Below are 23,248 nucleotides of genomic sequence, written 5' to 3'. Positions count from 1 at the left end.
TCATCATAAAATTTCTTTATCCATATCAATTCTCAGGCGACGCCGCACGATCCTCATTCATTGTCACCCCAAGCTGCTTTAATTTACGGTGTAAGGCACTGCGTTCCATACACACAAAATTGGCAGTCCGGCTAATATTGCCACCAAATCGCATTAATTGCACCTGCAGATACTGCGTCTCGAACTGATCTCGTGCTTCTCTCAATGGCAGGCTCATTACATCTGCCCCTGAGTTCAAGCGTGTCATAGATGGTGCCTGCTGTCCCATATCCGCAGGGAGCATATCTGCCCGAATAGGCTCCCCACTCCCTGGCATCATAATCAGAAGCCTCTCCATCAGATTCTTCAACTCTCTCAAATTACCAGGCCAGTCATAAGCTTGCAGTGCGGCCAATGCATCAACCGATAATTCACGCATAGGAAGCCCTGAAGTTTGAGCACTACGCGAAAGAAAATGATGAGCAAGGCTCGGAATATCTTCTCGACGCTCTCTTAGAGAAGGCATTTTCAACGGAACGACAGCCAAACGATAATAAAGATCCTCTCGGAAACGCCGCTCAGCAATCTCTGTCTGCAAATCACGGTTCGTTGTCGCTATAACACGTATATCAACTTTTATACGCGTATTTCCTCCAACACGTTCAAAGCTCTGATCTTGCAAAGCACGAACAATTTTACCTTGTGTCTCCAAAGGCATATCCGCCACTTCATCAAGCAGCAACGTTCCTTTATGGGCGCGCTCCAACACCCCTCGGCGCGTCGGCTGACCATTCTCCCCTTCAATTCCAAAAAGTGCTTCTTCAAAACGGCTCGGCGCTAAAGTGGCACAATTTAATGCAATAAAGGGAGCCTCTGCACGACGTGAACGCGCATGAAGCATACGCGCAGCAACTTCCTTCCCTGCCCCTGCAGGACCAGTAATCAAAACACGCGAATTCGTTGGGGCGACACGTTCAATTTGACCACGAATAACGGAGATCGTCGGACCATCACCAAATAAATCACTTTCAGGACCAGCTTTTAGCCGTAGCTCTGCATTCTCTCGCTTAAGACGGGCAGCTTCTAATGCTCTTTGTACCACAACCAGCAATCGATCTGATTGGAATGGTTTTTCTATGAAATCATAGGCCCCATGTTTCAAACTTGAAACAGCTGTCTCTATTGTTCCATGCCCGGAAATCATCAAGACCGGGAGTTCAGGCTCTTCTGCTTTAATGAATTTGAGCAACTCAATACCATCATGCCGTGATCCCTGAAGCCAAATATCAAGAATAACTAAGGATGGACGATGTTTACGAAACAACTCCAATGCCTGATCGGAATTAGCCGCCGAACGTGTTACATATCCCTCATCATTCAGGATACCTTCAATAAGAAACCGAATATCTGGTTCGTCATCAACGATCAGGATTTCGTGCTCCATCTATGCCCGGCCCTCTTCCTCTTTTACGCTATCCTGATGCTCACCTTCGATCATGGTATCATTTAACGGGAGAGACAATGTAACGCGCGTCCCCCGCCTTATGTTTGTCGATTGTGATTCTCGATCTGATAACAATAATATTCCCCCATGGTCTTCCATAATCTTTTTAACGATCGCAAGACCAAGACCCGTTCCCTTTGCTTTATGCGTTACATACGGTTCCGTCAAACGATGTCGTTCACCTGTCGGCAAACCAACCCCGTCATCATCGATCTCTAAAACGGCCTGTCCTTCTTTAAGGTACATATTCATTACAATATGTCCAATAGGTTGCAGCTCTTGCCCAGAAAAACATTCATCTTGTTTTCCTTGTTCTACCATCAGGATGGCATCTGCCGCATTCTGCAACAAATTCGTTAATGCCTGACCGATTAATCTTCTATCACATTTGACCAAAGGCCCGGACACGGGAAAGTTTAATGTCTCATATAAAATATTAGGATGTGCATTTCTTTGCAGGATAAGAGCCTCTCGGCAAATACGAGAAAAATCTTCCGCCTGTATGATAGGTTGAGGCATCCGCGCAAAAGCTGAAAACTCATCAACCATACGCCCTATATCCCCAACCTGGCGCACAATTGTATCCACCAGTTGTACATAAATTTCTGGATCACTGGTGATTTCTTTTAAAAAACGTCTTTTTAATCTTTCAGCAGCAAGCTGAATGGGAGTTAATGGGTTTTTAATTTCATGAGCAATTCTTCGCGCGACATCCGCCCAAGCTGCTTTCCTCTGAGCCGATTGCAAGTCCGTTATATCATCAAAGGTAACGACATACCCTTGCACCTCAGCCTCTCGAAACTCTGCAACAATACGAACGAGCAATGTTCGCCCAGCACCTGCTCCTCCCCCTTCTCCCGGCCCTCCCGGCTTTTCAGCGCCATGAATATCCACCTGAACTTCTTGAGTATGAATCCGGTCAGGGGACTGATTGGCTTTCTCTAACAAATCAGAAAACTCTGGCACTCTTTCTGCCAGTTTCAATCCGATTGCAGGCTGAAGGTCACGCTGCAAGACGCTTGATGCCGCACGGTTAGGCAATTCAATAATCTGTTGCCGATCCAATCCAATAACGCCAGCAGAGACACCCGATAGCACCGTTTCTGTAAACCGCCGGCGTTCATTAATATCATCATACACGCGCATCAGTTCAAAACGCTGGCTCTCCAGCTGATCCGTCATTTGATTAAACGCACGTGATAAACCCGTTACTTCATCATCTTTATTATTTGCCACAGCAGGGACTGGCACACGCACCCCCAAATCCCCTTGCGAAATTCGCGTTACAGCTAAAATAAGCAGTCCAAGAGGGTTAGCAATCCGGTTCGCTAACGAAAGCCCTGTCAACATTCCAACAGCAAGAACGAGAAGCCCCATCAGGCCAAAAATAACAACAACCGTTACCTGAGTTTTTCCACGATTATCAATCATGTATTGATAATCCTGCACGAGCTTATCTGTTCGACGCATGTGCTCTACGATATCAGGATCTACAGGACGGGAAATAATTAACATCAGCCCTGAATTACCACTTAAGGAAATAATTGCCCTGATCATACGTTGGTCAGGACGATCCAGAATAGCTACATCTCCGGCTCGTGCCATTTCCACGACTGATTTAGGGGGGAGCGGTGGATGAGAATTCATATCCGCTGATCCCAAAAGCCCCCCTACTGCCAAAACTTTATTCGTCAGAGGGTCAAATACTTCAGCTTCCGTTAAACCACGCTCATAAACTTCATCCCCTAATAGTTCTTGCAGGCGGGCCGGATTATGAAACAAATCTGTCCCATGCGTGAAAAGTTCGTCATTCTGAATTGAAATAAGCGTATTGGCCAAAGCAAACGCTTCTGTACGAATATTATCATTATGTTCTTGCAAATACCCAGCCGCAACCGAGCGCGCTTCATTTAAAGCCGTCTTCACACGGTTAGAAAACCAGATCTCAACCCCATAATGGAAAAACAACGCGGCAACAGCACCAACGACAATTGTTGGAAGAACAGCCACGACCCCAAAGAGAGTAATCAATCGGACATGCAGTCGAGCACCAGCGAAACCTAGCCGCCGCTCATCTAACATTTTCCCAATCTGACCGACCGTGACTGCCGAAATTAACATCACCATAAGTGAATCAAGGAAGAAAATAATAACCTGAACTTGGGGACGATATGCAATCGACATCCCCCCAGCCAAGACAACGAAAGTAGCAAAAGCTAGAATTAACGCCATTACGGTCAACACAACGGCACTACGCGTACTACACAAACGCTCCCAAGCATGCCGCATGACGCCTCTCCTCACTCGTTGCTTCCCTTTGATATCTGTATTCCCAAACTCTGAATTTTTTTTCTTAACGTGTTACGATTTAACCCTAGAATACTCGACGCTTTTAACTGATTGCCTGATGTGTATTTTAAAACGGCTGTTATAAGAGGTCTCTCTACTTTCTCGATAAAATGCGTATGCAAATCTTCACTTTCTGTTTCCAAAATCCTTTCAACATACTCCCTTAAAGCAACACTCAAAGACTTTGACGTTGTTCGCTCATGCCTACGAGCGTCCGGGTAAAGTTCTTTAATTTTTCCTGCACTAAAAATTTGATGGGGAGAGAATTGCAGCATCCATTTCTTGAGCTCATCATGCAATGCACCGCTTGTCATGAGCAGATCCCACTCATAACGGCTCCCAACAATCACTCGCAACTCTGCTCCCAAGCCAATAATTGCGTCAACAAACCGATGCTGTGAAGCAAGTGAAAGGCCATCTAATTCATCCAATAGTAATGTACCGCCTCTGGCCTGTTCAATCCAACCTGATTGCTCAGCTCCAAATAACGATTTATCTCGTAGAACACTGGGTAAGGACATTAAGGAAGCAACGATAAATGGCCCTTCTGAGTGCATCCCATGCGTGTGTAATAATCGAGCAAATTCATGCCTTACATCGTAAGATGTTCCGCAAAGGAAAGCATGCCTTAGCTCTTGCCCAGGAACGACCTCTTTTAACCGCAATGCAATCTTATTCAAAACACACCATCAAGATCATTGAGCTTATGCAGCTTCTTGAGAGTTGTTGCGCCCCATACTCGCCGCAGGCCCAACCTCCCGATCGCGCATAACACCAGCTTCAAGATGACGATCATAAAAATCTGTAAGAAGAGTGATCGCCTCTGGCGCATTATCAATCCGATTAATCGTGGAGCGGAATTGAGCAGACCCCGGCAATCCGGCTGAATACCAAGACACATGCTTACGGGCTAAACGTAGCCCAGGTCGCTCTCCGAAATGATCCAACATCATACGATAATGCCGTAAAACGATTTCCTTCTCCGTTGCCAAATCTGGATCGGGAATGTCTTGCCCAGTTTTGAGGGACCCTGCGACCTGAGCTGTAAACCAAGGTCGGCCATAGCACCCACGTCCAATCATCACCCCATCAGCGCCCGACTGATAAAGAGCCATACGGGCATCACGGATGGTGTTAATATCTCCGTTCACAATGACTGGCAAAGCAACAGCGTCTTTTACCGTCTTAACAAACTCCCAATCCGCTTTGCCATTATAAAACATCTGACGGGTTCGGCCATGAACCGTGACCAGCTTTACTCCGCTTTCTTCTGCAATTTTAGCCAATCTTGGAGCGTTGAGTGAATTGTGGTCCCACCCCATACGCATTTTCAATGTGACGGGAACATTCACCGCTTTCACGGTTGCTTCCAACAACCGCCCAGCCTGCTGCTCATCACGCATTAGGGCGGAACCAGCCATTTGCCCAACAGCAACCTTTTTTACTGGGCAGCCAAAGTTGATATCAACAAGATTGGCTCCTCCATCAACAGCAATTTTTGCAGCTTGAGCCATTGCATCTGGATCACACCCCGCAAGCTGAACGGCATTTGGCCCGCGCTCTGCCATACGGGCCATGCGCATCGTATTTTCATTCTCACGAATCATCGCCCAAGATGCGATCATCTCTGACACGACAAGCCCTGCACCTAAATCTCGCGCCAACTGCCGAAACGGCAAATCCGTTACACCCGACATAGGCGCAAGAATAACGGGATCATCAATAACAATCCCTTGGCCAAGATCAATTGGCTTCAAGACACGATTAGGAGGATTAAAAGAGGAAGAAGCTGTCATGCTTATAACTTACCGCTCTCCTGATATAAGAGCAAACAATCCTTTATTTTTTTAAATGCAAAACCTGATGAACAGAGCCTATTTCTTTCTCATGCCGCTTTAGCCCGTTCTGGGTGATGATAAATCTACGATCCTCACGTAAAGTCAGAAGGCCCATTTCGTGCAGACGCTCCAAGCACGGCTGGTCTTTGAGGCTCATCGGCCGCCCTGCATCGCTGCATAACAACACACGATGAAGTGTCGATCGGCAACATGTCTCTAAATAAGGCTCGTCCCATGAATCTATGCTAGGCTTGCCCTTATCGCGTTTGAATTCGAACGCCAATCATCTCTCCTAAATCTATGAAAAAACAGCCGATTTGAATTTTGAAAGAATTTAAGCCAAGATTAAACATATTTCTTTTCTAAAAATAGGTCGTGGCCATGCGTAAAACAATTTTCGATATCCAGAAAATGAAAAAAACAGGCCATCGCATCGCCATGCTGACCGCGTATGACTACCCTTCAGCGCTCATTGCTGAAAGAGCAGGCGTTCCTATGCTCCTCGTCGGAGACTCTATGGGAATGGTCGTCCAAGGTTATGACACAACAATCCCCGTCACATTAGAAGATATGATCCGTCACACACAAATGGTCATGCGAGGCAGCAAAACCTCTCTTGTTGTGGCAGATCTTCCTTTCTTAACCTATGGAGATGAACAAACCGCCCTCGTTGCAGCAAAACGCCTCATGCAGGAAGGAGGAGCCCTTGCTCTTAAGCTCGAAGGGGGAGAGCAGATTGTTCCGACCGTTAAAAAACTAACAGCTTTAGGTGTCCCTGTTATGGGGCATTTAGGTTTCACACCACAATCACAGCTTCAGCAAGGCGTTCGTGTTCAAGCCAAGGAAATTGAAGATGCCAAGCAACTGATTAAAGATGCCCTTGCTCTTGAAAAAGCCGGAGCATTCGGGGTTGTTCTTGAACTTGTGCCCGCCCAACTCGCAAAAATAGTATCAGAAAAACTAACCATTCCTACAATCGGAATTGGCGCAGGAGCAGGATGTGACGGTCAAGTCCAAGTATGGCATGATCTTCTGGGCATATTTGATAGCAAAACACCGCGCCATGCACGTCGTTTTACAGAGATTGGTGCAGAAATGGTAAAAGCCATTCATCAATATGTTTCTGAAGTAGAAGCCGGACAATTCCCAACAGATGCACAAAGCGCCTCCATGCCCGCTGAAAACGTGCAGAAGCTGTTAAATTCATGAAAATATGCTCCACCATTACTGACCTGCGCAACGCCCGCGCTTCTTTGAAGCGTGTTGGCTTTGTGCCAACAATGGGGTTTCTACATGAAGGCCATATAAGCCTTGTGCGTGAGGCGAAACGCCAGAATGATGTTGTTATCGTCAGTATATTTGTTAACCCAACGCAATTTTCAGCACATGAAGATCTCGATAAATATCCTCGTGCTCTTGAGCGTGATAGTGCCCTTCTCCAAGAAGAGGGGGTCGATATTTTATTTACGCCCAGCGCAGATGAGATTTACCCTGACGGGTTTTCAACACGCATTGATGTTGGCCCTCTCGCCCATCGCATCGAAGGAGCGTCACGCCCTGGACATTTCGATGGCGTTGCAACGGTCGTAGCCAAACTCTTTAACATTATACAGCCTGACAGAGCCTATTTCGGGCAAAAAGATGCCCAACAATGCGCGGTAATCCAGCAGCTTGTTCGTGATTTAAATATTCCAGTTAAGATTATTATTGGAGATATTATCCGTAATCAGAACGGTCTCGCACTCTCAAGCCGAAACAGCTACCTGTCCACTTCACAGCAACAGGCAGCAACGGCGATTTACCGTGGCCTGCTCCATGGAAAAGAACTTTTCCTCTCAGGAATGCAGAACTCCTCCACCCTTCAACATGAAATCACGAAAATCATCGAAGCAAATGGGGTAAATACAGTAGAGTATGTTTATATTGTTCACCCTTTTAGCTTTGAATTAAAAGAAACTGCTGAGGAAGGCGATCTAATCCTTGTCGTTGCACAAAACAATAATATTCGTTTACTTGATAATATGAAATTATAACCGATGGATACGATCGACCTTATTGCACTTCTTCTTGTTTTATCATCGCTTTTTGCCATCATTAATGATCGTACTTTACGATTACCGATGACCATCGGTATACTTCTTTTTTCTCTGCTGACATCCCTATTTATTCTTGTTCTTAATCCTTTTATCCCTGCCTATGATTTACAGCTTATTCCTCGCTCTGTTTTAGGAGCCATTAATTTACCAAAAAGCTTATTAAACGGCGCTTTATCTTTTTTACTTTTTGCTGGAGGAATGCAGGTTGATCTAAAATATTTAAAAGAAAAACTAGCTTCCATTGCAGCCCTCTCCCTTTTGGGAACTATACTCGCTGTTGCTTTATTAGCTTACGTGACATACGGAGCCTTCGCTCTCTTACATCATCCCATTCCACTCAGCTGGTGTATTGTATTAGGGGCGATATTAGCGCCAACAGACCCCGTCTCTGTTGTTGGGATGTTAAAACGTTTGGGGTTACCCGCTCCATTACAAGCTATCTTTGCTGGAGAGAGCCTCTTCAACGACGGTGTAGGTGTCGTTATCTTTGGAGTTACTTTAGGCTTAGCAACCGGAGAAAGTCAGAATATTACACTTTCACATCTTGCTTTGAGTTTTTGCCAAGAAGCAATCGGGGGAGGAATTTTAGGTGCCATAATAGGATGGATTGCTCTTCAAATTTTACGCTTAACACAAGACACGCATACTCAGCTTCTCATCTCACTTGCTCTCGCAACTGCCACATTTAGTATTGCGAACCACTTTGAAATGTCTGGAGCGATCGCTGTCGTTATCGCTGGGATGAGCCTTGGGACACGTTATGCGCATAAAGTTATTAATGATCAGTCACGTCATACACTCGATACGGCATGGTCTCTGTTAGAAGAAATTTTAAACATCTTTCTCTTTTTACTAATTGGCTTTGAGATATTGGAAATAACGCCAACCATCTTTTCTATTCTAACAGCACTTATTGTAATTCCACTCTCTCTTATAAGCCGCAGTTTAAGCGTTTTCCTCTCGACTTTACCGACTTACCTCAGGAATTGGGATCGCGGACGCATGTTTATTATTTTAACATGGGGAGGACTGCGCGGAGGAATTTCCATTGCATTAGCTCTTGGCCTTCCTCCCGGCCCTTTACGAGACTTTCTGCTCCCTATTTGTTATGGAGTAGTCATCTTCACAATACTCGTCCAAGGACTAACTATGGAACGAGTAGCCCGTAAACTATACCCTAAAAACAAGACATAGTTTATAAATGCACTCCTAAGCGAGACGCAAAAAGCGTCACCAAAGCATATAAAACGACAGTCAAAGCACATCCTGTCATTAATGAACTCCAAAAACCCCATCCTTGTCGTAATAAATATGGCATAAGGAGAAACATAGGGAGTGAAGGTAACACATACCAAAATGTTGCTCCCGCGTGCTCTGCCATATTTTCCGGGTCGGGCTTATCATACCACAGCCAGATCATTCCAATTACTGACACCAACGGCAAAGATGCCACTAAGGCACCAAAACCCGGAAAGCGTTTTGCCAGTGTGGATGCCAAAGCAATCAATATACCTGAGATTATTGATTTAATTACAAAATTAACCATTCAACAAATGATCCCATCCATCTTATACTATGATCACTTTATATAATCTTCGCGTCGTTTTTACAGGTTACCTTAGGAGCATTTCATGCTGAATTTTGGGAAAATAGCTACCTTCCTTTTACACCGCCTCTCCCCTGAAGCTGCTCATGAAGTCGCCATACACTCTATGGCACTTGGCCTTGGTAGCTTTTCTCAACCTGATGACCCTCGCCTTCAAACGAAAGCATTAGGACTAACTTTTCCTAACCCCATTGGCCTTGCCGCTGGTTTTGATAAAAACGCCAGAGCCGTCCGCCCTCTCGCCAAACTCGGATTTGGCCATATTGAAGCCGGAACGGTTACTCCACGCCCTCAACCCGGAAACCCTCATCCTCGTTTATTTCGTCTTTCCGAGGATGGTGCCATTATTAACCGAATGGGGTTCAATGGATATGGTATTAATCGTTTTTGCCGCAATCTTGCACGTTTACACCGCCCTATGCCGAATGGGCGAACCCGTGGTGCAACAATCCCAATAGGCGGAAATATTGGGATCAACAAAACTGGCGCCGATCCTTTACGGGACTACCCTGAACTTGTGTCACGCGTCAGCCCATATGTTGATTACATCACCATGAACCTATCATCTCCCAACACACCAGGGCTAAGAGACTTACAATCTGCCAAAATGCTCGAAGAGCTTCTGGCAGCCATTAATACGCGTAATCCTCAACGCCCTCCATTGCTTGTAAAACTTGCTCCCGATATGGATAACCAATCCTACGAACCTATCGTAGAAGCAGCCATTAAAGGCGATGCTCAAGGGCTTATCCTCACCAATACCACAATCGCACGTCCGTCTTATCTTACCAGCAAGCACGCGGCTGAAACAGGAGGGCTTTCTGGCCGTCCCCTCACACAAAGATCACGCGAAGTGCTGAAACTGGTTGCTCAGATCAATCAAGGGCGAATTGCCCTCATTTCATGCGGGGGGATTGAGAGTGGCCAAGATATCTTTGATCGACTGCAAATGGGAGCGGATATGGTTCAAATCTACACATCTTTTGTACTGCAAGGACCAAGTATTTTAGCGCGCTTAAAAAGAGAACTCTTACAAGAAATGGAAAACGCCGGTTTATCCAGCATCACCGATATAAAAACAGCAAATAAGTAGAAACCTATGCGCTTTTTCCCATCTCAATTCATTCGTTTTTTCTTCATTTTGTGTTGCTTGTCTTGGGGAGTGAGCAACACTTCTCACGCAGCTACAAATGACCCGATCGAAACAACAGCTTCAAAAACGTTAAACCTGTCTGATGCCTCTCATAGCCTCAGTTGGAAAAATTTTGCCGATCGCATCAAAGTAAAACTGGATCAAAACTCTTTCTTAATCAAAGAAATTTTTAATACACTTAATCATTCACCAAGCAATATTAGCAGCAATGAATTAAATATCTTACTCGAACGTTGCCAAAATATCCAAAAATCCATGAAAGGAACCATCGCTGAAGTCCAGTCATATAATGATATTTTTGATGATTACCTAAAAATTTATGGAACAAAAGCAGAAGCAAATGAAGACCCTGCTATTACAACCCAACGAAACGAACTTCAAAAAGTATCTCAGTCCATTAAATCTGCTTTAATGAGAAGTCGATTATACTTACTTCAATCTCAACAGTTAAATAGTCTTATTACCTCCAAGCTCTCTCACCTACAGAATGCTACTCTTTCAAAAAAAAGCACTTCTCCTCTTTCACTCCTCTTTTGGCAAAACTTAATTTCCGAGACCCCTCAAAATAAAACATTCATTCAAAATGACGGCGCTTTATCTCATTGGCCCATTCTCATTAGTGGAGTTATCGGAACACTTCTTCTCCTAGCAATATTTTCTTCTCTTGCTTTAAACCTCTCAAAAAAAATTGTCCCCTATCATGATCTAACCTCTTCAACAGAAAACAATATTAAAGAACGGATCCTTCACAATATTATTCTGATCAACCTTAATGGTTTCATCTGTTGTGCTATCGTCTCTGCAATATGGGCTATATGGAAATCTCTTCCTTTTAATGGAACGAATGACCTCGTTACATCCCTACTCATGAGCAGCTTCCCTATTTGTGGATTTTTAATTGGCGCAGGGCAGCTTTTCTTTGGTTCAAAAGGTTTATTAAACGACTTCCCTCAAAAAGAACGAGCCACTTTACATAAAGCGAATTGGATACTTGCAATTAATCTTCTGCTGCTCAACCTTTTGCGCGGCTTTCAAACACAAGGTGTTTTTGGCCATACCTTACTCGAATTACTTGAAATTATTTTCACACTCAGTGTTTCGCTCTCTGCTGTAATGACCTTTAGAAGTTTCGAGAAACAAAACGACCTTTTTTTCTTTGCCCCTCCCGCTCTTGGAATATCGACTTTTATCACCTGCATTTCCGTTCTTGCCATTTTAATCGGTTATATTCCTTTTGCTTTCATCTGCACCAGCTGGATCTTAATTGCCCTCTCTGGCCTTTTAATTATTATAACCGTTGGTACAGGCTGGCGCGTTTTTCTAGAACGTATTTTTTACCCTGAAGGGTCTGTAGCTTCTCATTTACGGCCATTAGGAATCTCCACTCGTCGTCTTACACAACTGAGTGTTCTGCTTTCTGGCAGTGGAAATATTTTCTTATTTTTCCTTTTCATTTCGATCATTCAGGAAAATGGGAATGTCAACTTCATCGATATAGGGTCACGCCTACACGCATTATTTGTCGGAAACTCTATCTACGGTATCCCTTTCTCACTTGATACTATTCTCATCTGTTTATTATTTGGTTTCATCGCCAGCTATCTCATCCGCCATTGCCGTGAATGGATCCGCACTCAATTTTTCCCTACAACACGGCTGGATATTGGTGCCCAAACCTCAATTTTAAGTATTTTTACATACTGCGCATGGACACTCGTCTTTCTCAGTATACTCACAATCGCTGGACTATCCGTTCAAAATCTCACATGGGTCGTAAGTGCCTTGTCCGTGGGGATCGGTTTTGGCTTGCAATCCATTGTTCAAAATTTTGTTTCGGGAATTATTCTAATCGCTGAACGTCCCGTTCGAGTAGGAGACATCGTAGAAATTGGCGGAGCAAAGGGAGATATTAAACGGATTAGTATCCGGGCAACGGACATCAATTTAAGCGATGGCTCAACCTTAATTGTTCCTAACTCGCAATTTATTACAAGCAGCATCAAGAATGATACACAAGCAGGCTCGATGAGCTCCATTACTTTGAATTTCCAAATTCCTATTGAAGCAGATATTGAAAAAGCAACGGCTTTGTTTATGGAAGTCGCCGCTCAACGCCCAGAAATACTATCAAAGCCTACCCCCTACACCACTGTTAGCGCCTTGAGCAGCACCTCCATCACTATGGGGTTAACGTTCAATATCGCATCTGCACGCAATGCTTCAAACGTACAGAGCCTGATATTATTTGACCTATTCCGGCGGTTTCATACGGAAAATATTAGCTTAACAACTGTGTAGAACAGTTTCATCTTCAAAGGCAGGAAGAAAATTATCTTATCTCTATGAGATGCTTAATTTTCTTCTCCCTACACTAACAAGAATATGAAGTATTAAATCTATTTCAAACACCATAAGAAGGGTTGCGGTTCTCTCTATCCTGCCGCAAGGTTCTTTCCGTTCGAAACAAACTTTAATGATTTTAGGAGTTGAACCATGGCCATCACAAAGTTGGTTCTTGTTCGCCACGGTGAAAGCCAGTGGAACCAAGAAAATCGCTTCACCGGATGGTACGATGTCGATTTATCCGACAAAGGCCGCACAGAAGCAAAAGCTGCCGGTGATCTCCTCAAAAAGGAAGGTTTCACTTTCGACTTTGCGTATACTTCAGTCTTAAAACGTGCGATCCACACTTTGTGGAACATCCTTGATCAACTTGATCAAGCTTGGCTACCCGTTGAAAAATCATGGCGTCTGAATGAACGTCATTATGGTGCGTTACAAGGCCTCAACAAAGCAGAAACTGCTGAGAAATACGGTGATGAGCAAGTCAAACAATGGCGCCGTGGCTTCACCGTGACCCCTCCTGAACTAGAGCGTAACGACGAGCGCTTTCCTGGGCATGATCCTCGCTATAGCCATTTAACGAAGGATCAACTCCCAACGACAGAAAGCCTCGCGCTTACTATTGAGCGTGTTATTCCATATTGGAATGAAAATATTCTCCCTCGTCTCAAAAAAGGGGAGAAAATTATTATCGCAGCGCACGGCAATTCATTACGTGCCCTTGTCAAATATCTTGATAATTTATCTGAAGACGAGATTCTAGAACTCAATATTCCAACAGGTGTTCCTTTGGTTTATGAGTTTGATGAAAACTTCAAGCCTATCAAACACTATTATCTTGGTGATGCTGAAGAAATTGCCGCAAAGGCCGCAGCAGTAGCGAACCAAGGTAAGAAAAAATAATATCTAAAAGGCCTTCCCTCTCAGGAGGGCCTTTTACCCAATACTCTGCTTTCTCTGTTATCCCCAGATTCATAGAATATCTTAGGGGAAGGCTCTGTGGATAAAAATTGAAGAAGTGGGATCTATTTTTTAAGCTTTAGTTTTTCTGCGCTGCTTCACAATTAACGTATCTAAAGCACTCAAAAAACGACTACGATCCGCTTTGGAAAAAGCAGCGTTGCGAGATGTCATCTCACCAGTCTCACGCAAATCGTGCATCAAATCTCGCATTGCTGAAACCAGACCCACTGAATTATGATCTATTTCTGTTCCATTGGGGCGCAAGATAGCTGCATTTTTTTGTAACCCTCTTACGGCTAGAGGAATATCATTCGTAATAATAATATCTCCATCGGACACCTGCTCGACAATCCAGTCATCAGCAGCGTCTGGAGAGATTTCCACCACAATACGCTCAATAGCAGGCGATGGCGGAACATTAATCCATTGATTAGCAACAACATACGTATGCAGGCCATAACGGCCTGCTACACGATAAACTTCATCTTTAACGGGACACGCATCAGCATCAATAAACAGGCGCATCTTAATCAAATCTTGGAGTATCGTTCTTTTGTAAAACTTCAATAATTTTTTCCAGAATAATATCTGGAGGTTCTAATCCTGAAACGCGAATTACATGCTCTTCATCTGTTGGATCTTCAAGTGTCGCAAGCTGGCTTGGAAGCAAACTAGGCGGCATAAAATGACCCGTTCTTTGTTGCATCCGTTCTAAAAGAATCTCTGCCGCAACTTTAATATGAACGAACTCAACCGGCAGCTTTCTACTCAATACATCCCTGTAAACTTTTTTCAAAGCAGAGCATGTCAAAACAGCGCCTCTGCCAATAGCGACTTCTTTTTCCAGCCACTCATGGCACAACTCAAGCCAAGGCCAACGGTCAGCGTCTGTTAATGGCACTCCTGCGTGCATTTTCTCAACATTACTTTGAGGATGTAAAGAGTCTCCCTCCTGAAAAGCCCAATGAAGTGCTTCCGCAAGATTAACTCCAATTGTCGTTTTTCCAGTACCTGAAACCCCCATCACAACAAGATAACGAGGTCTAATACTTTCTACGTGGTTCACTTGGACGGTTTCCATCGTTTTTACGGCTCCCATCGTTCCACTCCCTGCTCAGTCGCGACCAACACTTCAGATGCCATATTCAAAAACAAGCCATGCTCAACCACGCCTACGATCGAATCAATCTGAGATGCAAGAAAATCAGGCTTTTCTATTGGACCAAAGTTACAATCCAAAATCATGTTACCGTTATCACTAACAAATAAATGACCAGCTCTATCCATTCGGGGGTGCAAGCTTTTTGCACCACATTGAGACAGCTGATCCGCTGTGCTTTCCCAACCAAATGGTATCACCTCTACTGGAATAGCAGTCCGTTGCCCTAAATGATCAACCGGCTTGTTGCCATCTACTATAACAACGAATTTTCGAGCAGCCTGCGCAACAATCTTCTCACGAACGAGAGCGCCACCAAGTCCCTTAACAAGGTTCAATGGGCCGCGCTGAACCTCATCTGCTCCATCAATAGCAAGATCAAGGTGGCGATGAGCTGCAAACGTCGTTAACTGTATGCCCGCCTGTCGTGCTTTACGCGCACTATCTTCAGAAGTTGGGATCCCCAGAACCTCCAACCCCTCGGCAATACGTTCCCCTAACCGCTCAATCATGTAGGTTGCGGTACTTCCCGTTCCCAGCCCAACAACCATACCATTTTGGACCATATCAGCCGCTAAACGTGCTGCTGTCTTTTTATGGACTTCAACGACAATATCCATCCTACACTCCGGCCGCTGCACGGTCAGCAAGGATCAAAATACGTCCATTACTTGTTACATTAGCTGAAGGCAAAGACAGATCACCCTCACGGAGGCGTTTCAACATCTCGACCTTAGAGGCACCCGTCACAAGAAAGACAACCAGCTCACTCGATTCAAGAGCCGGATATGTCAGTGTAATGCGCTCATAAGGTGCAGTTTGCGGAGCGCATGTTCCAACCCATGCATCTTTTTCTTTTAAAACAGATTGGCCAGGAAAAAGAGACGCTGTATGGCCGTCTGTTCCTAAGCCAAGCATCACAATATCAAATAATGGTTTATTCTTATTAAAAGATTGGCTGCCATAAACCTTCTGCAACGTATCCTGATAAATCTTGGCATCTTCCTGCACAGTTTTATCCGTAGGAATTTTATAAATATTTCCAGCTGGAATATTTACTTTGCGAAGCAACGTCTCATCACTAACCGCAAAATTACTATCAGGATGACCATCAGGCACATGACGCTCATCACCATAGAAAATTTCTAAACGTTCCCAAGGAATCTGCTTAGCTGTTTCAGGGGCCGCCAAAAGTTCAAAAAGACGCTTTGGGGTTGATCCTCCTGAAAGGGCCACCCTAAAATTCCCATCTTTCTTAGAACGAATTCCTTCAATCAGAAGGTCTGCCATTCGCCGCGCGACTGCCTCTGAATCAGAAAGAGTTTCAAACTGTGCATTACGGATATCGGTTGTCATTAATTTGCAATCCTCGGTAGGACATAGTGCTCTACGGCCTTAGCCCAACCATCATGTTCGTTCGTATCTGTTTGAACCTGAGCTGCCGCTTTCACATCGTCATCGGCCTGCCCCATAACAATTTTAAGGCCACAAACGGAAAACATTGGCAAATCATTATGTGCATCGCCCAAACAGGCTACGTTTTGTAACTCAACACCATAACTATGCGCTAACATACGCACAGCTTCACCTTTATTAGCAAGTGCTGGAGTAATCCCCAAAAGAATATCGGAAGAACGATGCACACTTGCCTCTTTCTTCAAAACTACACTTAATTCCGTTTCAACTCGCTGCAAAAGATCAAAATCATTACTCACACCAACAACTTTGCCAATATTGGTAATTTCTTGACGTAAATCTTTTACTTGATGCGGTGTTAACCCAGTCTTACGCCGCTCTTGCTCAACGAAAGGGCTTGCCAAATCAGCTACTATCCAAGAGGACTGACGATACATCCATATTTCTATGCCATGAGCATGTAACATGTCATAAATTATAGACAGCGTTTCTTTAGACAGAACGTGATTCAAGCTTGATGACATATTTACTTGAGAAAAAATAATACCACCATTTAATGCAGCATTATCCCCTGAAATCTCAAGTTTTTTTATATATTCAATCATTGCTTCAGGCGGCCGCGCACTCACCAAACAAAGCGGAACACTTCGTTCTTTTAGTACTTTTGCCATCTGCAACGTTGCAGAGGTCAACTCTCTGTTGGGGGTGAGGATTGTACCATCCATATCAGATACAACCATCTTAATCTCCTCCGGGAGCGGAGGAAGTTCAGCCTGAATCGCATCAAAATCAATGGTCATACAACCCTCTTATTCACTAAGGGCTTAAGAAAGATATTTTCTTAAGCCCTTTTTGTCAGACTTACTTCTTTTCGACGTGTCCGCCAAATCCGAAACGCTGTGCCGAGATAATTTTCTCAGCAAAGTTGTTTCCAGAACGAGAACGGAAACGCGTAAAGAGCGATGCTGTTATGACGGGAACTGGTACATCTTCTTCAATAGCAGCTTCAATCGTCCAACGACCTTCGCCTGAATCAGATACCTCACCAGAGAACTCAGCTAAATCCCCAGACTTGGCAAGTGCTTCTGCCGTTAAGTCAAGCAACCAAGACGATACCACACTGCCACGACGCCAAACTTCAGCAATATCAGCCATATTGAGCTTGAAACGCTCATTTTCAGGAAGAACAGAAGAGTTTTTGCTCTTCATGATATCAAAACCTTCTGCGAAGGCTTGCATCATGCCGTATTCAATCCCGTTATGAACCATCTTCACAAAATGGCCAGAACCTGCTGGACCGCAGTGAAGATATCCCTCCTCTGCACGTGAATCCAAACCTGATTTGTTACGATCAGGTGTAACAGGAACATCACCTTTTCCAGGAGCCAAAGCTTTTAGAATAGGATCGATATAATCTGTTGCTTCCTGAGAACCGCCATACATCATGCAATAGCCGCGCTCTAAGCCCCAGACGCCACCAGAAGTTCCTACGTCAACATAGGAAATGCCCTTCTCAGCCAACTCTTTCGCACGGCGAACATCATCTTTATAATAGGTGTTTCCACCATCAATGATGACATCGCCTTTGCCTAGAAGGCCAGAAAGTTGCTGAACACAGGCTTCTGTAATTGGACCGGCAGGAAGCATAACCCAAACAACACGGTGCTTATCACCCTCAAGATCCTTTACCAGACCTTCAATGCTGTCTGCTCCTTTTGCACGGCCTTTTTCTGCACGTTCAACTGTTGCAGCGGTTACGGCTGGCGTACGATCATACACAACAACATCATGCCCATGGCGCGTAAGGCGGACAGCAATGTTACCGCCCATTCTTCCAAGGCCAATAATACCAATACGCATGTCTTACGCTCCTGTAATTGCTTTACTGATCGCGTCAGCAAGTGTCTTTAGACCAGCTTCCAACGATCCATTAATATGAACTCGTAGAGCGCGACGCTCCCGAGAAGACAATACCTCAAAATCACCACGTGCTTGGGCAGCTTTCACCACACCAAACGTGAAGCGATACCCTGGGACAGGCAAATCATTCGCATCTGTGGCAGTAACCTGAAGGAATACGCCACTGTTAGGGCCACCTTTATAAGCCTGCCCTGTTGAGTGTAAGAACCGAGGCCCAAACTCTGCAGCAGTAGCAACCTTTAACGCATCCCTAAGCTTCATACGAACATCTTGAGCCCAGCGCCGGGTTTCTAGATCACGTTCAATATAAGCCAAAAGCCCGACGTAATCCCCAGCCCCAACGCGTGCAAAATGCTTTTTCAAAATAGAAACAGCATCGCCCTTTCCAAGAGCTGCGACATTTTTGTCGTCTGCATAGAAAGAGAGATCCCCATCTACTGCAAAAGGCGCTTCTTTTGGAAGAGAACCTGTTTCTTCGTAAGCCGAGGTGAGCTTCCGCGTTTCAACTTTACTGAACTCGACGTCTGGTTGATCAAAAGGATCAATATCCAAAACAGAGCCGACTACAGCAATGGCAAGTTCAAACAAGAAGAAAGCTTGGCCAATCTGCTCCGGATCCGTCAAACGCACCGTAACAACAGGTGAACCCGCATTACGCAAAGCTGCCAAACGGCTATTCGGCTTTTCATCACCCAATAACAGATCAACAAAAACACGGTCTTTGCCATAGACTTCAGGAGAACCAAGTTCTTCTTCGTCTATAGGAACCAAGCCCCTACCAATTTTACCAGTACTTTCTGCAACCAACTGCTCCAACCAAGCACCAAAAGAAGCAATTCCTTCAGATGCCTGAATTGTCACTTTGTCTCTGCCAAAATTTTTAGCAGCATGACCTAGAATTAAACCAAGAGAGATCCCTGGGTTCACTTCGGCCGGAACGCTTGCGTCACAGCTTTCAATCATGAGACGTGTTGATTCTAAGAACTTACGAACCTCAATCCCGCTTACCGCAGCAGGAACCAGTCCAAAGTTAGAAAGAACAGAGAAACGTCCACCGATTGCCGGGTCACCAAAGAATGTGCGCCAAAAATGATGTTCTTTAGCGACGTCCTGCATGTGGGAGTTAGGATCTGTAATGGCGATAAAGTTATCACCAGGATCTTTTCCCAACGCTTTCTTGGCCACATCCCAGAAATAAGCAAATAAGATGTTAGGCTCTAACGTGCCACCAGACTTACTGGCCACAATAAAGAGCGTCTTTTTAACATCTACTGCTTTTTCAAAAGTACTGACTTGCTGAGGGTCTGTACTATCTAGGACATGTAGTTTTGGCCAACCCGCTTTTTGACCAAATGTTTTCTCTAAAACTTCAGGGCCAAGGCTTGATCCGCCCATACCCAAAAGAAGAACATCCGAGAAACCACGCGCTTTAACATCTCGCGCTAATGTTTCTAGTTCATCAACATGAGCTAAACGTTCCTGAACGATATTCAACCATCCAAGCCACTTAGCTTCTGGCCCATTTGTCCAAACCGATGCATCCTTTTTCCAAAGGCGGCGAACAAGACCTTCCGTACTCCACGTCGCCTCAGCTTCTGCAACGATATCGCGCAGCTCTGAGGGAAGATCAGCGCTGACGTGGAGTAACCGTTTTCCCAGCACTGCCTCCCGCTTAGCGGCTACAGCCCCTAAAAGCGTGTCGAAGGATTTTGAGAAAGCGGCACAACCTTCAACAACCAATGTTGATGTAACACCGTCCAAATCTAAACCTAAACGTTTAGCATCCGCTAGAACCTGACGGGCCGCATCAACATTTTCAATGAGGCTGGCACGAATTTTACCATGATCGCGAAACGCATCAAACGTTGCTGGCGGAATAGTATTGACGGTGTTTTCACCAATCAATTCTTCAACATACAGAACGTCAGAATAGGCTTTATCTTTTGTGCCTGTACTTGCCCAAAGCAGACGTTGAGGCTGAGCACCTTTTTGAGCTAGTGCTTGCCAACGTGGGCTTTTAGTCACTTCAAGATAGTGCTGATATGCAAGCTTTGCATTTGCAATCGCAACTTTACCACGAAGTGCCTTTAAAGCTTCCGCGTCTTTATCACCCGCTGCGACACGACGATCAATTTCAGCATCGATCTTGCCATCAATACGGCTCACAAAGAATGAAGCCACACTTGCAATATCGGCGACACTTTCGCCTTTAGCTGCACGAGCTTCCAAACCAGAAATATAAGCTTCAAGAACAGCTTTATAGGCATCTAAAGCGAAAAGAAGTGTAACGTTAACATTGATACCATCTTCAATAGCATCACGAACCGCTACAGTGCCTTCTTTCGTACCAGGAATTTTGATCATGAGGTTATCACGATCAACTTCTTTCCAAAGACGACGTGCTTCTTCAATCGTACCTTTTGTATCAAAAGCAAGATATGGAGAAACTTCAAGACTGACATACCCGTCAATCTTTTTTGTCTTTTCAAACACTGGGTGCATAACCGCACATGCTGCACGGATATCTGTAATTGCCAGCGTTTCATATAGCTCTCCTGGAGGAAGAGCATCTTTTGCCAACAATTCATTGATCTGAGGATCGTAATCCGTACCAGAACCAATCGCTTTTTCAAAAATCGCTGGATTAGATGTTACGCCGCGAAGGTCGTCTAAATCGACAAGGCCTTTAAGCTTACCACTTTCCGTATAGCTACGCTGAATAAAATCCAGCCATGGAGATTGTTTATACTCTCCTAACTTACGGATAGAATCAGCCCCCCTTGAGGGGCTGGTATTAGATGTACCAGCCATGGTTTCTCTCCTTACTTGCTACGAGCGACTTGCTGTTTCGCTGCTTCATAAACAGCTTCTGGTGTGAAGCCGAATTTCTTCATCACAGCAGCACCGGGAGCAGATGCACCAAATGAATTCATGGCAATAATCTTGCCACCCAAACCAACATAACGATCCCAACCAAAGGCAGCGGCCTGCTCAACAGCAACACGGCCAATTACATCTGGAGGAAGGACAGAATCACGATATTCCTGACTTTGATCTTCAAAGAGATCAAAACTTGGCATCGAAACGACCCGCGCCTTAACACCTTCTGCTGTTAGCTTCTCATAAGCATCAACAACAAGAGAAACTTCAGATCCAGAAGCCATCAAAATCACGTCTGGCTTACCTTCACAGCTCGCCAAAACATAAGCACCTTTTGCAAGGCCTGAAGCCGGTGCGTATTTTGTACGATCAAGTGTTGGCAAATTCTGACGACTTAACACCAGAACACCAGGTTTATGCGTTAATGGAATAATAGTACGCCATGCTTCAGCAACTTCGTTTGCATCAGATGGACGAATGGTCATTAGTCCAGGCGTTGCGCGAAGCTGAGCAAGCTGTTCAATCGGTTGATGTGTTGGGCCATCTTCACCAACACCAATTGAATCATGCGTGAAAATATAAAGAACAGGCAGTTCCATGATCGCTGAAAGACGAACTGGTGCCTTCATATAATCTGAGAAAATGAAGAAGCCCGATCCATAAGCACGGATACCGGAAAGTGCGATACCGTTACAAATTGATCCCATAGCATGTTCACGAACACCAAAATGGATGTTCCGACCTGCATATGTTCCATTCCATTGAGGAGGCTGGAAAGAACCGCCATTTTTAATATCTGTTTTTGTTGATGGTGTTAGATCCGCAGATCCACCAATCATCCATGGCAGATTTTTTGCAACAGCGTTCAGAACCTGACCTGAACTTGCACGAGAAGCAATCCCCTTAGCATCAGCTGGGAATGTTGGAATATCCTTATCCCACCCTTCAGGAAGACGATGCGCAAAGATCGCTTCAAGTTCTTTGGCTTCTTTCGGATATTCTTTGCTATATTTTGCAAAAAGCTCACGCCATTCCGAATTAGCTTTTGCCCCGCGCTTGCCAATTCCATCAGCAAAATGCTCTAGCACGCCCTCGGGAACATAGAACTCAGGAGCATCTTTAGGCCAGCCATAAGCTGCCTTGGCACCTTTAAGTTCTTCTGCCCCCAAAGGTTCACCATGAGCCTCAGCTGTACCGGCTTTATGAGGAGCACCGTAACCAATAATCGTCTTTAGAACGATCATGCTTGGACGGTCTGTAACTTTTTTAGCGGCTTCAAGAGCTTTAAGGATAGCAGCAACATCATTGCCATCATCAAGCGTCTGAACATGCCAATTATAGGCCTCAAATCTTTTCGCGACATCTTCTGTCAGCGCAAGATCGGTCGACCCTTCAATTGAAATATGGTTTGAGTCATAAACCCAAGTCAAATTCCCTAGGCCAAGATGTCCAGCTGTGGACGCAGCTTCAGAAGCAACACCTTCCATCATATCACCATCACCACAGAATGTTGTGACGTGATAATCAAAGAGCTTAAATCCTGGACGATCATACGTGGCAGAGAGCCATTTCTGAGCCATCGCCATACCGACCGAGTTTCCACAACCCTGCCCTAGCGGGCCAGTTGTTGTCTCTACTCCAGCGGTAAAGTGATACTCAGGATGACCTGGGGTCCGTGAATCCAACTGGCGGAAATGTTTTAGATCTTCAACGGTAAGAGCCGGACGATCAATAACTTTGCCATTTTCAATATCACGAACGCCTGTCAAATACAGCGTCGAATATAAAAGCATTGATGCGTGGCCGATTGATAGAACAAAGCGGTCACGGGCTGGCCATAGCGGGTCAGCCGGATCATAATTTAGGTCATGCTGCCAAAGGGCATACATAGCTGGCGCCATAGCCATCGCGGTTCCGGGGTGTCCCGAATTCGCACGCTCGACACCGTCCATAGATAGTGTGCGGATGGTATTGATACCGAGCTCTGGTAACTTACTCATCGGTATTGAAGTCTCCGGCTTGTGACGAACGAGAACGAACTA

General features: G+C 44.9%; 20 protein-coding genes. 6 read left to right on the top strand and 14 right to left on the bottom strand.

What is annotated here, in order from left to right:
* Positions 1–25: 25 nt before the first annotated feature.
* From ntrX to E3D00_RS06905, 5 genes are read right to left on the bottom strand one after another with little or no spacing between them, the layout of a single operon-like run.
* Positions 26–1,423: a nitrogen assimilation response regulator NtrX gene (gene ntrX / locus E3D00_RS06925; RefSeq protein WP_141461160.1), complete on the bottom strand. Its 1,398-nt coding sequence runs from the start codon at positions 1,421–1,423 to the stop codon at positions 26–28.
* Entirely contained in the window at positions 1,424–3,772 is a 2,349-nt protein-coding gene (locus tag E3D00_RS06920; protein ID WP_141461158.1) for a sensor histidine kinase NtrY-like, read from the bottom strand. It lies immediately after the preceding gene.
* A gap of 11 nt (positions 3,773–3,783) precedes the next feature.
* Entirely contained in the window at positions 3,784–4,512 is a 729-nt protein-coding gene (locus E3D00_RS06915; RefSeq protein WP_141461156.1) for a helix-turn-helix domain-containing protein, read from the bottom strand.
* Between the two features lie 24 nt (positions 4,513–4,536).
* Positions 4,537–5,628: a tRNA dihydrouridine synthase DusB gene (dusB, locus tag E3D00_RS06910; RefSeq protein WP_141461154.1), complete on the bottom strand. Its 1,092-nt coding sequence runs from the start codon at positions 5,626–5,628 to the stop codon at positions 4,537–4,539.
* Between the two features lie 43 nt (positions 5,629–5,671).
* On the bottom strand, positions 5,672–5,953 hold the full coding sequence (locus tag E3D00_RS06905) for a hypothetical protein (RefSeq protein WP_246091388.1): 282 nt from the start codon (positions 5,951–5,953) through the stop codon (positions 5,672–5,674).
* A 98-nt stretch (positions 5,954–6,051) separates the two neighbouring features.
* Between E3D00_RS06905 and panB the strand changes: the two genes are divergently transcribed.
* From panB to E3D00_RS06890, 3 genes are read left to right on the top strand one after another with little or no spacing between them, the layout of a single operon-like run.
* A complete protein-coding gene (panB, locus tag E3D00_RS06900) occupies positions 6,052–6,879 on the top strand; it encodes a 3-methyl-2-oxobutanoate hydroxymethyltransferase (protein WP_141461152.1) in 828 nt (275 codons plus the stop codon).
* Positions 6,876–7,703, top strand: a complete 828-nt coding sequence (gene panC, locus E3D00_RS06895) for a pantoate--beta-alanine ligase (protein WP_141461149.1) — start codon at positions 6,876–6,878, stop codon at positions 7,701–7,703. The genes panB and panC overlap by 4 nt, the downstream gene beginning before the upstream one ends.
* Positions 7,704–7,706: 3 nt before the next feature.
* Complete coding sequence (locus E3D00_RS06890; RefSeq protein WP_141461147.1) at positions 7,707–8,960, top strand: cation:proton antiporter; 1,254 nt, start codon at positions 7,707–7,709, stop codon at positions 8,958–8,960.
* A gap of 1 nt (position 8,961) precedes the next feature.
* On the opposite strand, the gene E3D00_RS06885 is transcribed toward E3D00_RS06890, so the two are convergent.
* Entirely contained in the window at positions 8,962–9,312 is a 351-nt protein-coding gene (locus E3D00_RS06885; protein ID WP_141461145.1) for a DUF3147 family protein, read from the bottom strand.
* An 85-nt stretch (positions 9,313–9,397) separates the two neighbouring features.
* Between E3D00_RS06885 and E3D00_RS06880 the strand changes: the two genes are divergently transcribed.
* The 3 genes from E3D00_RS06880 (at position 9,398) to gpmA (ending at position 13,771) form a co-directional block, all read left to right on the top strand.
* Complete coding sequence (locus E3D00_RS06880) at positions 9,398–10,465, top strand: quinone-dependent dihydroorotate dehydrogenase (RefSeq protein ID WP_141461143.1); 1,068 nt, start codon at positions 9,398–9,400, stop codon at positions 10,463–10,465.
* 69 nt (positions 10,466–10,534) lie between these two features.
* The gene (locus E3D00_RS06875; RefSeq protein ID WP_220093246.1) at positions 10,535–12,823 is read left to right on the top strand and encodes a mechanosensitive ion channel domain-containing protein; all 2,289 of its coding nucleotides are present in this window, start codon (positions 10,535–10,537) and stop codon (positions 12,821–12,823) included.
* 195 nt (positions 12,824–13,018) lie between these two features.
* The gene (gene gpmA / locus E3D00_RS06870; RefSeq protein WP_141461139.1) at positions 13,019–13,771 is read left to right on the top strand and encodes a 2,3-diphosphoglycerate-dependent phosphoglycerate mutase; all 753 of its coding nucleotides are present in this window, start codon (positions 13,019–13,021) and stop codon (positions 13,769–13,771) included.
* 129 nt (positions 13,772–13,900) lie between these two features.
* Here gpmA and E3D00_RS06865 read toward each other — a convergent pair whose 3' ends face one another.
* The 8 genes from E3D00_RS06865 to tkt all read right to left on the bottom strand — a co-directional run bounded on the left by E3D00_RS06865 (position 13,901) and on the right by tkt (position 23,206).
* A complete protein-coding gene (locus E3D00_RS06865) occupies positions 13,901–14,356 on the bottom strand; it encodes a YaiI/YqxD family protein (RefSeq protein ID WP_141461136.1) in 456 nt (151 codons plus the stop codon).
* Position 14,357: 1 nt separating this feature from the next.
* Positions 14,358–14,930 carry a gluconokinase gene (locus E3D00_RS06860; RefSeq protein WP_141461134.1) on the bottom strand — a complete coding sequence of 191 codons (573 nt, stop codon included), beginning with the start codon at positions 14,928–14,930 and terminating at the stop codon, positions 14,358–14,360.
* Positions 14,918–15,610, bottom strand: a complete 693-nt coding sequence (gene rpiA / locus E3D00_RS06855; protein ID WP_141461132.1) for a ribose-5-phosphate isomerase RpiA — start codon at positions 15,608–15,610, stop codon at positions 14,918–14,920. The genes E3D00_RS06860 and rpiA overlap by 13 nt, the downstream gene beginning before the upstream one ends.
* A gap of 1 nt (position 15,611) precedes the next feature.
* The gene (gene pgl / locus E3D00_RS06850; protein WP_141461130.1) at positions 15,612–16,346 is read right to left on the bottom strand and encodes a 6-phosphogluconolactonase; all 735 of its coding nucleotides are present in this window, start codon (positions 16,344–16,346) and stop codon (positions 15,612–15,614) included.
* On the bottom strand, positions 16,346–17,206 hold the full coding sequence (locus E3D00_RS06845) for a Cof-type HAD-IIB family hydrolase (protein WP_141461128.1): 861 nt from the start codon (positions 17,204–17,206) through the stop codon (positions 16,346–16,348). Before E3D00_RS06845 ends, pgl begins: the two co-directional genes overlap by 1 nt.
* A gap of 61 nt (positions 17,207–17,267) precedes the next feature.
* Positions 17,268–18,266 (bottom strand): phosphogluconate dehydrogenase (NAD(+)-dependent, decarboxylating), encoded by a 999-nt coding sequence (gnd, locus tag E3D00_RS06840; RefSeq protein WP_141461126.1) that lies wholly within the window; start codon positions 18,264–18,266, stop codon positions 17,268–17,270.
* A 3-nt stretch (positions 18,267–18,269) separates the two neighbouring features.
* Positions 18,270–21,137, bottom strand: a complete 2,868-nt coding sequence (locus E3D00_RS06835) for a bifunctional transaldolase/phosoglucose isomerase (protein ID WP_141461124.1) — start codon at positions 21,135–21,137, stop codon at positions 18,270–18,272.
* An 11-nt stretch (positions 21,138–21,148) separates the two neighbouring features.
* The gene (gene tkt / locus E3D00_RS06830; RefSeq protein ID WP_141461123.1) at positions 21,149–23,206 is read right to left on the bottom strand and encodes a transketolase; all 2,058 of its coding nucleotides are present in this window, start codon (positions 23,204–23,206) and stop codon (positions 21,149–21,151) included.
* Between the last annotated feature and the right edge of the window lie 42 nt (positions 23,207–23,248).

It is taken from the genome of Swingsia samuiensis, from assembly GCF_006542355.1.
Classification (GTDB): Bacteria; Pseudomonadota; Alphaproteobacteria; order Acetobacterales; family Acetobacteraceae; genus Gluconobacter; species Gluconobacter samuiensis.
The sequence above is the reverse complement of the archived record's forward strand: the minus strand, read 5'-3'. Positions and strand labels throughout refer to the sequence as shown.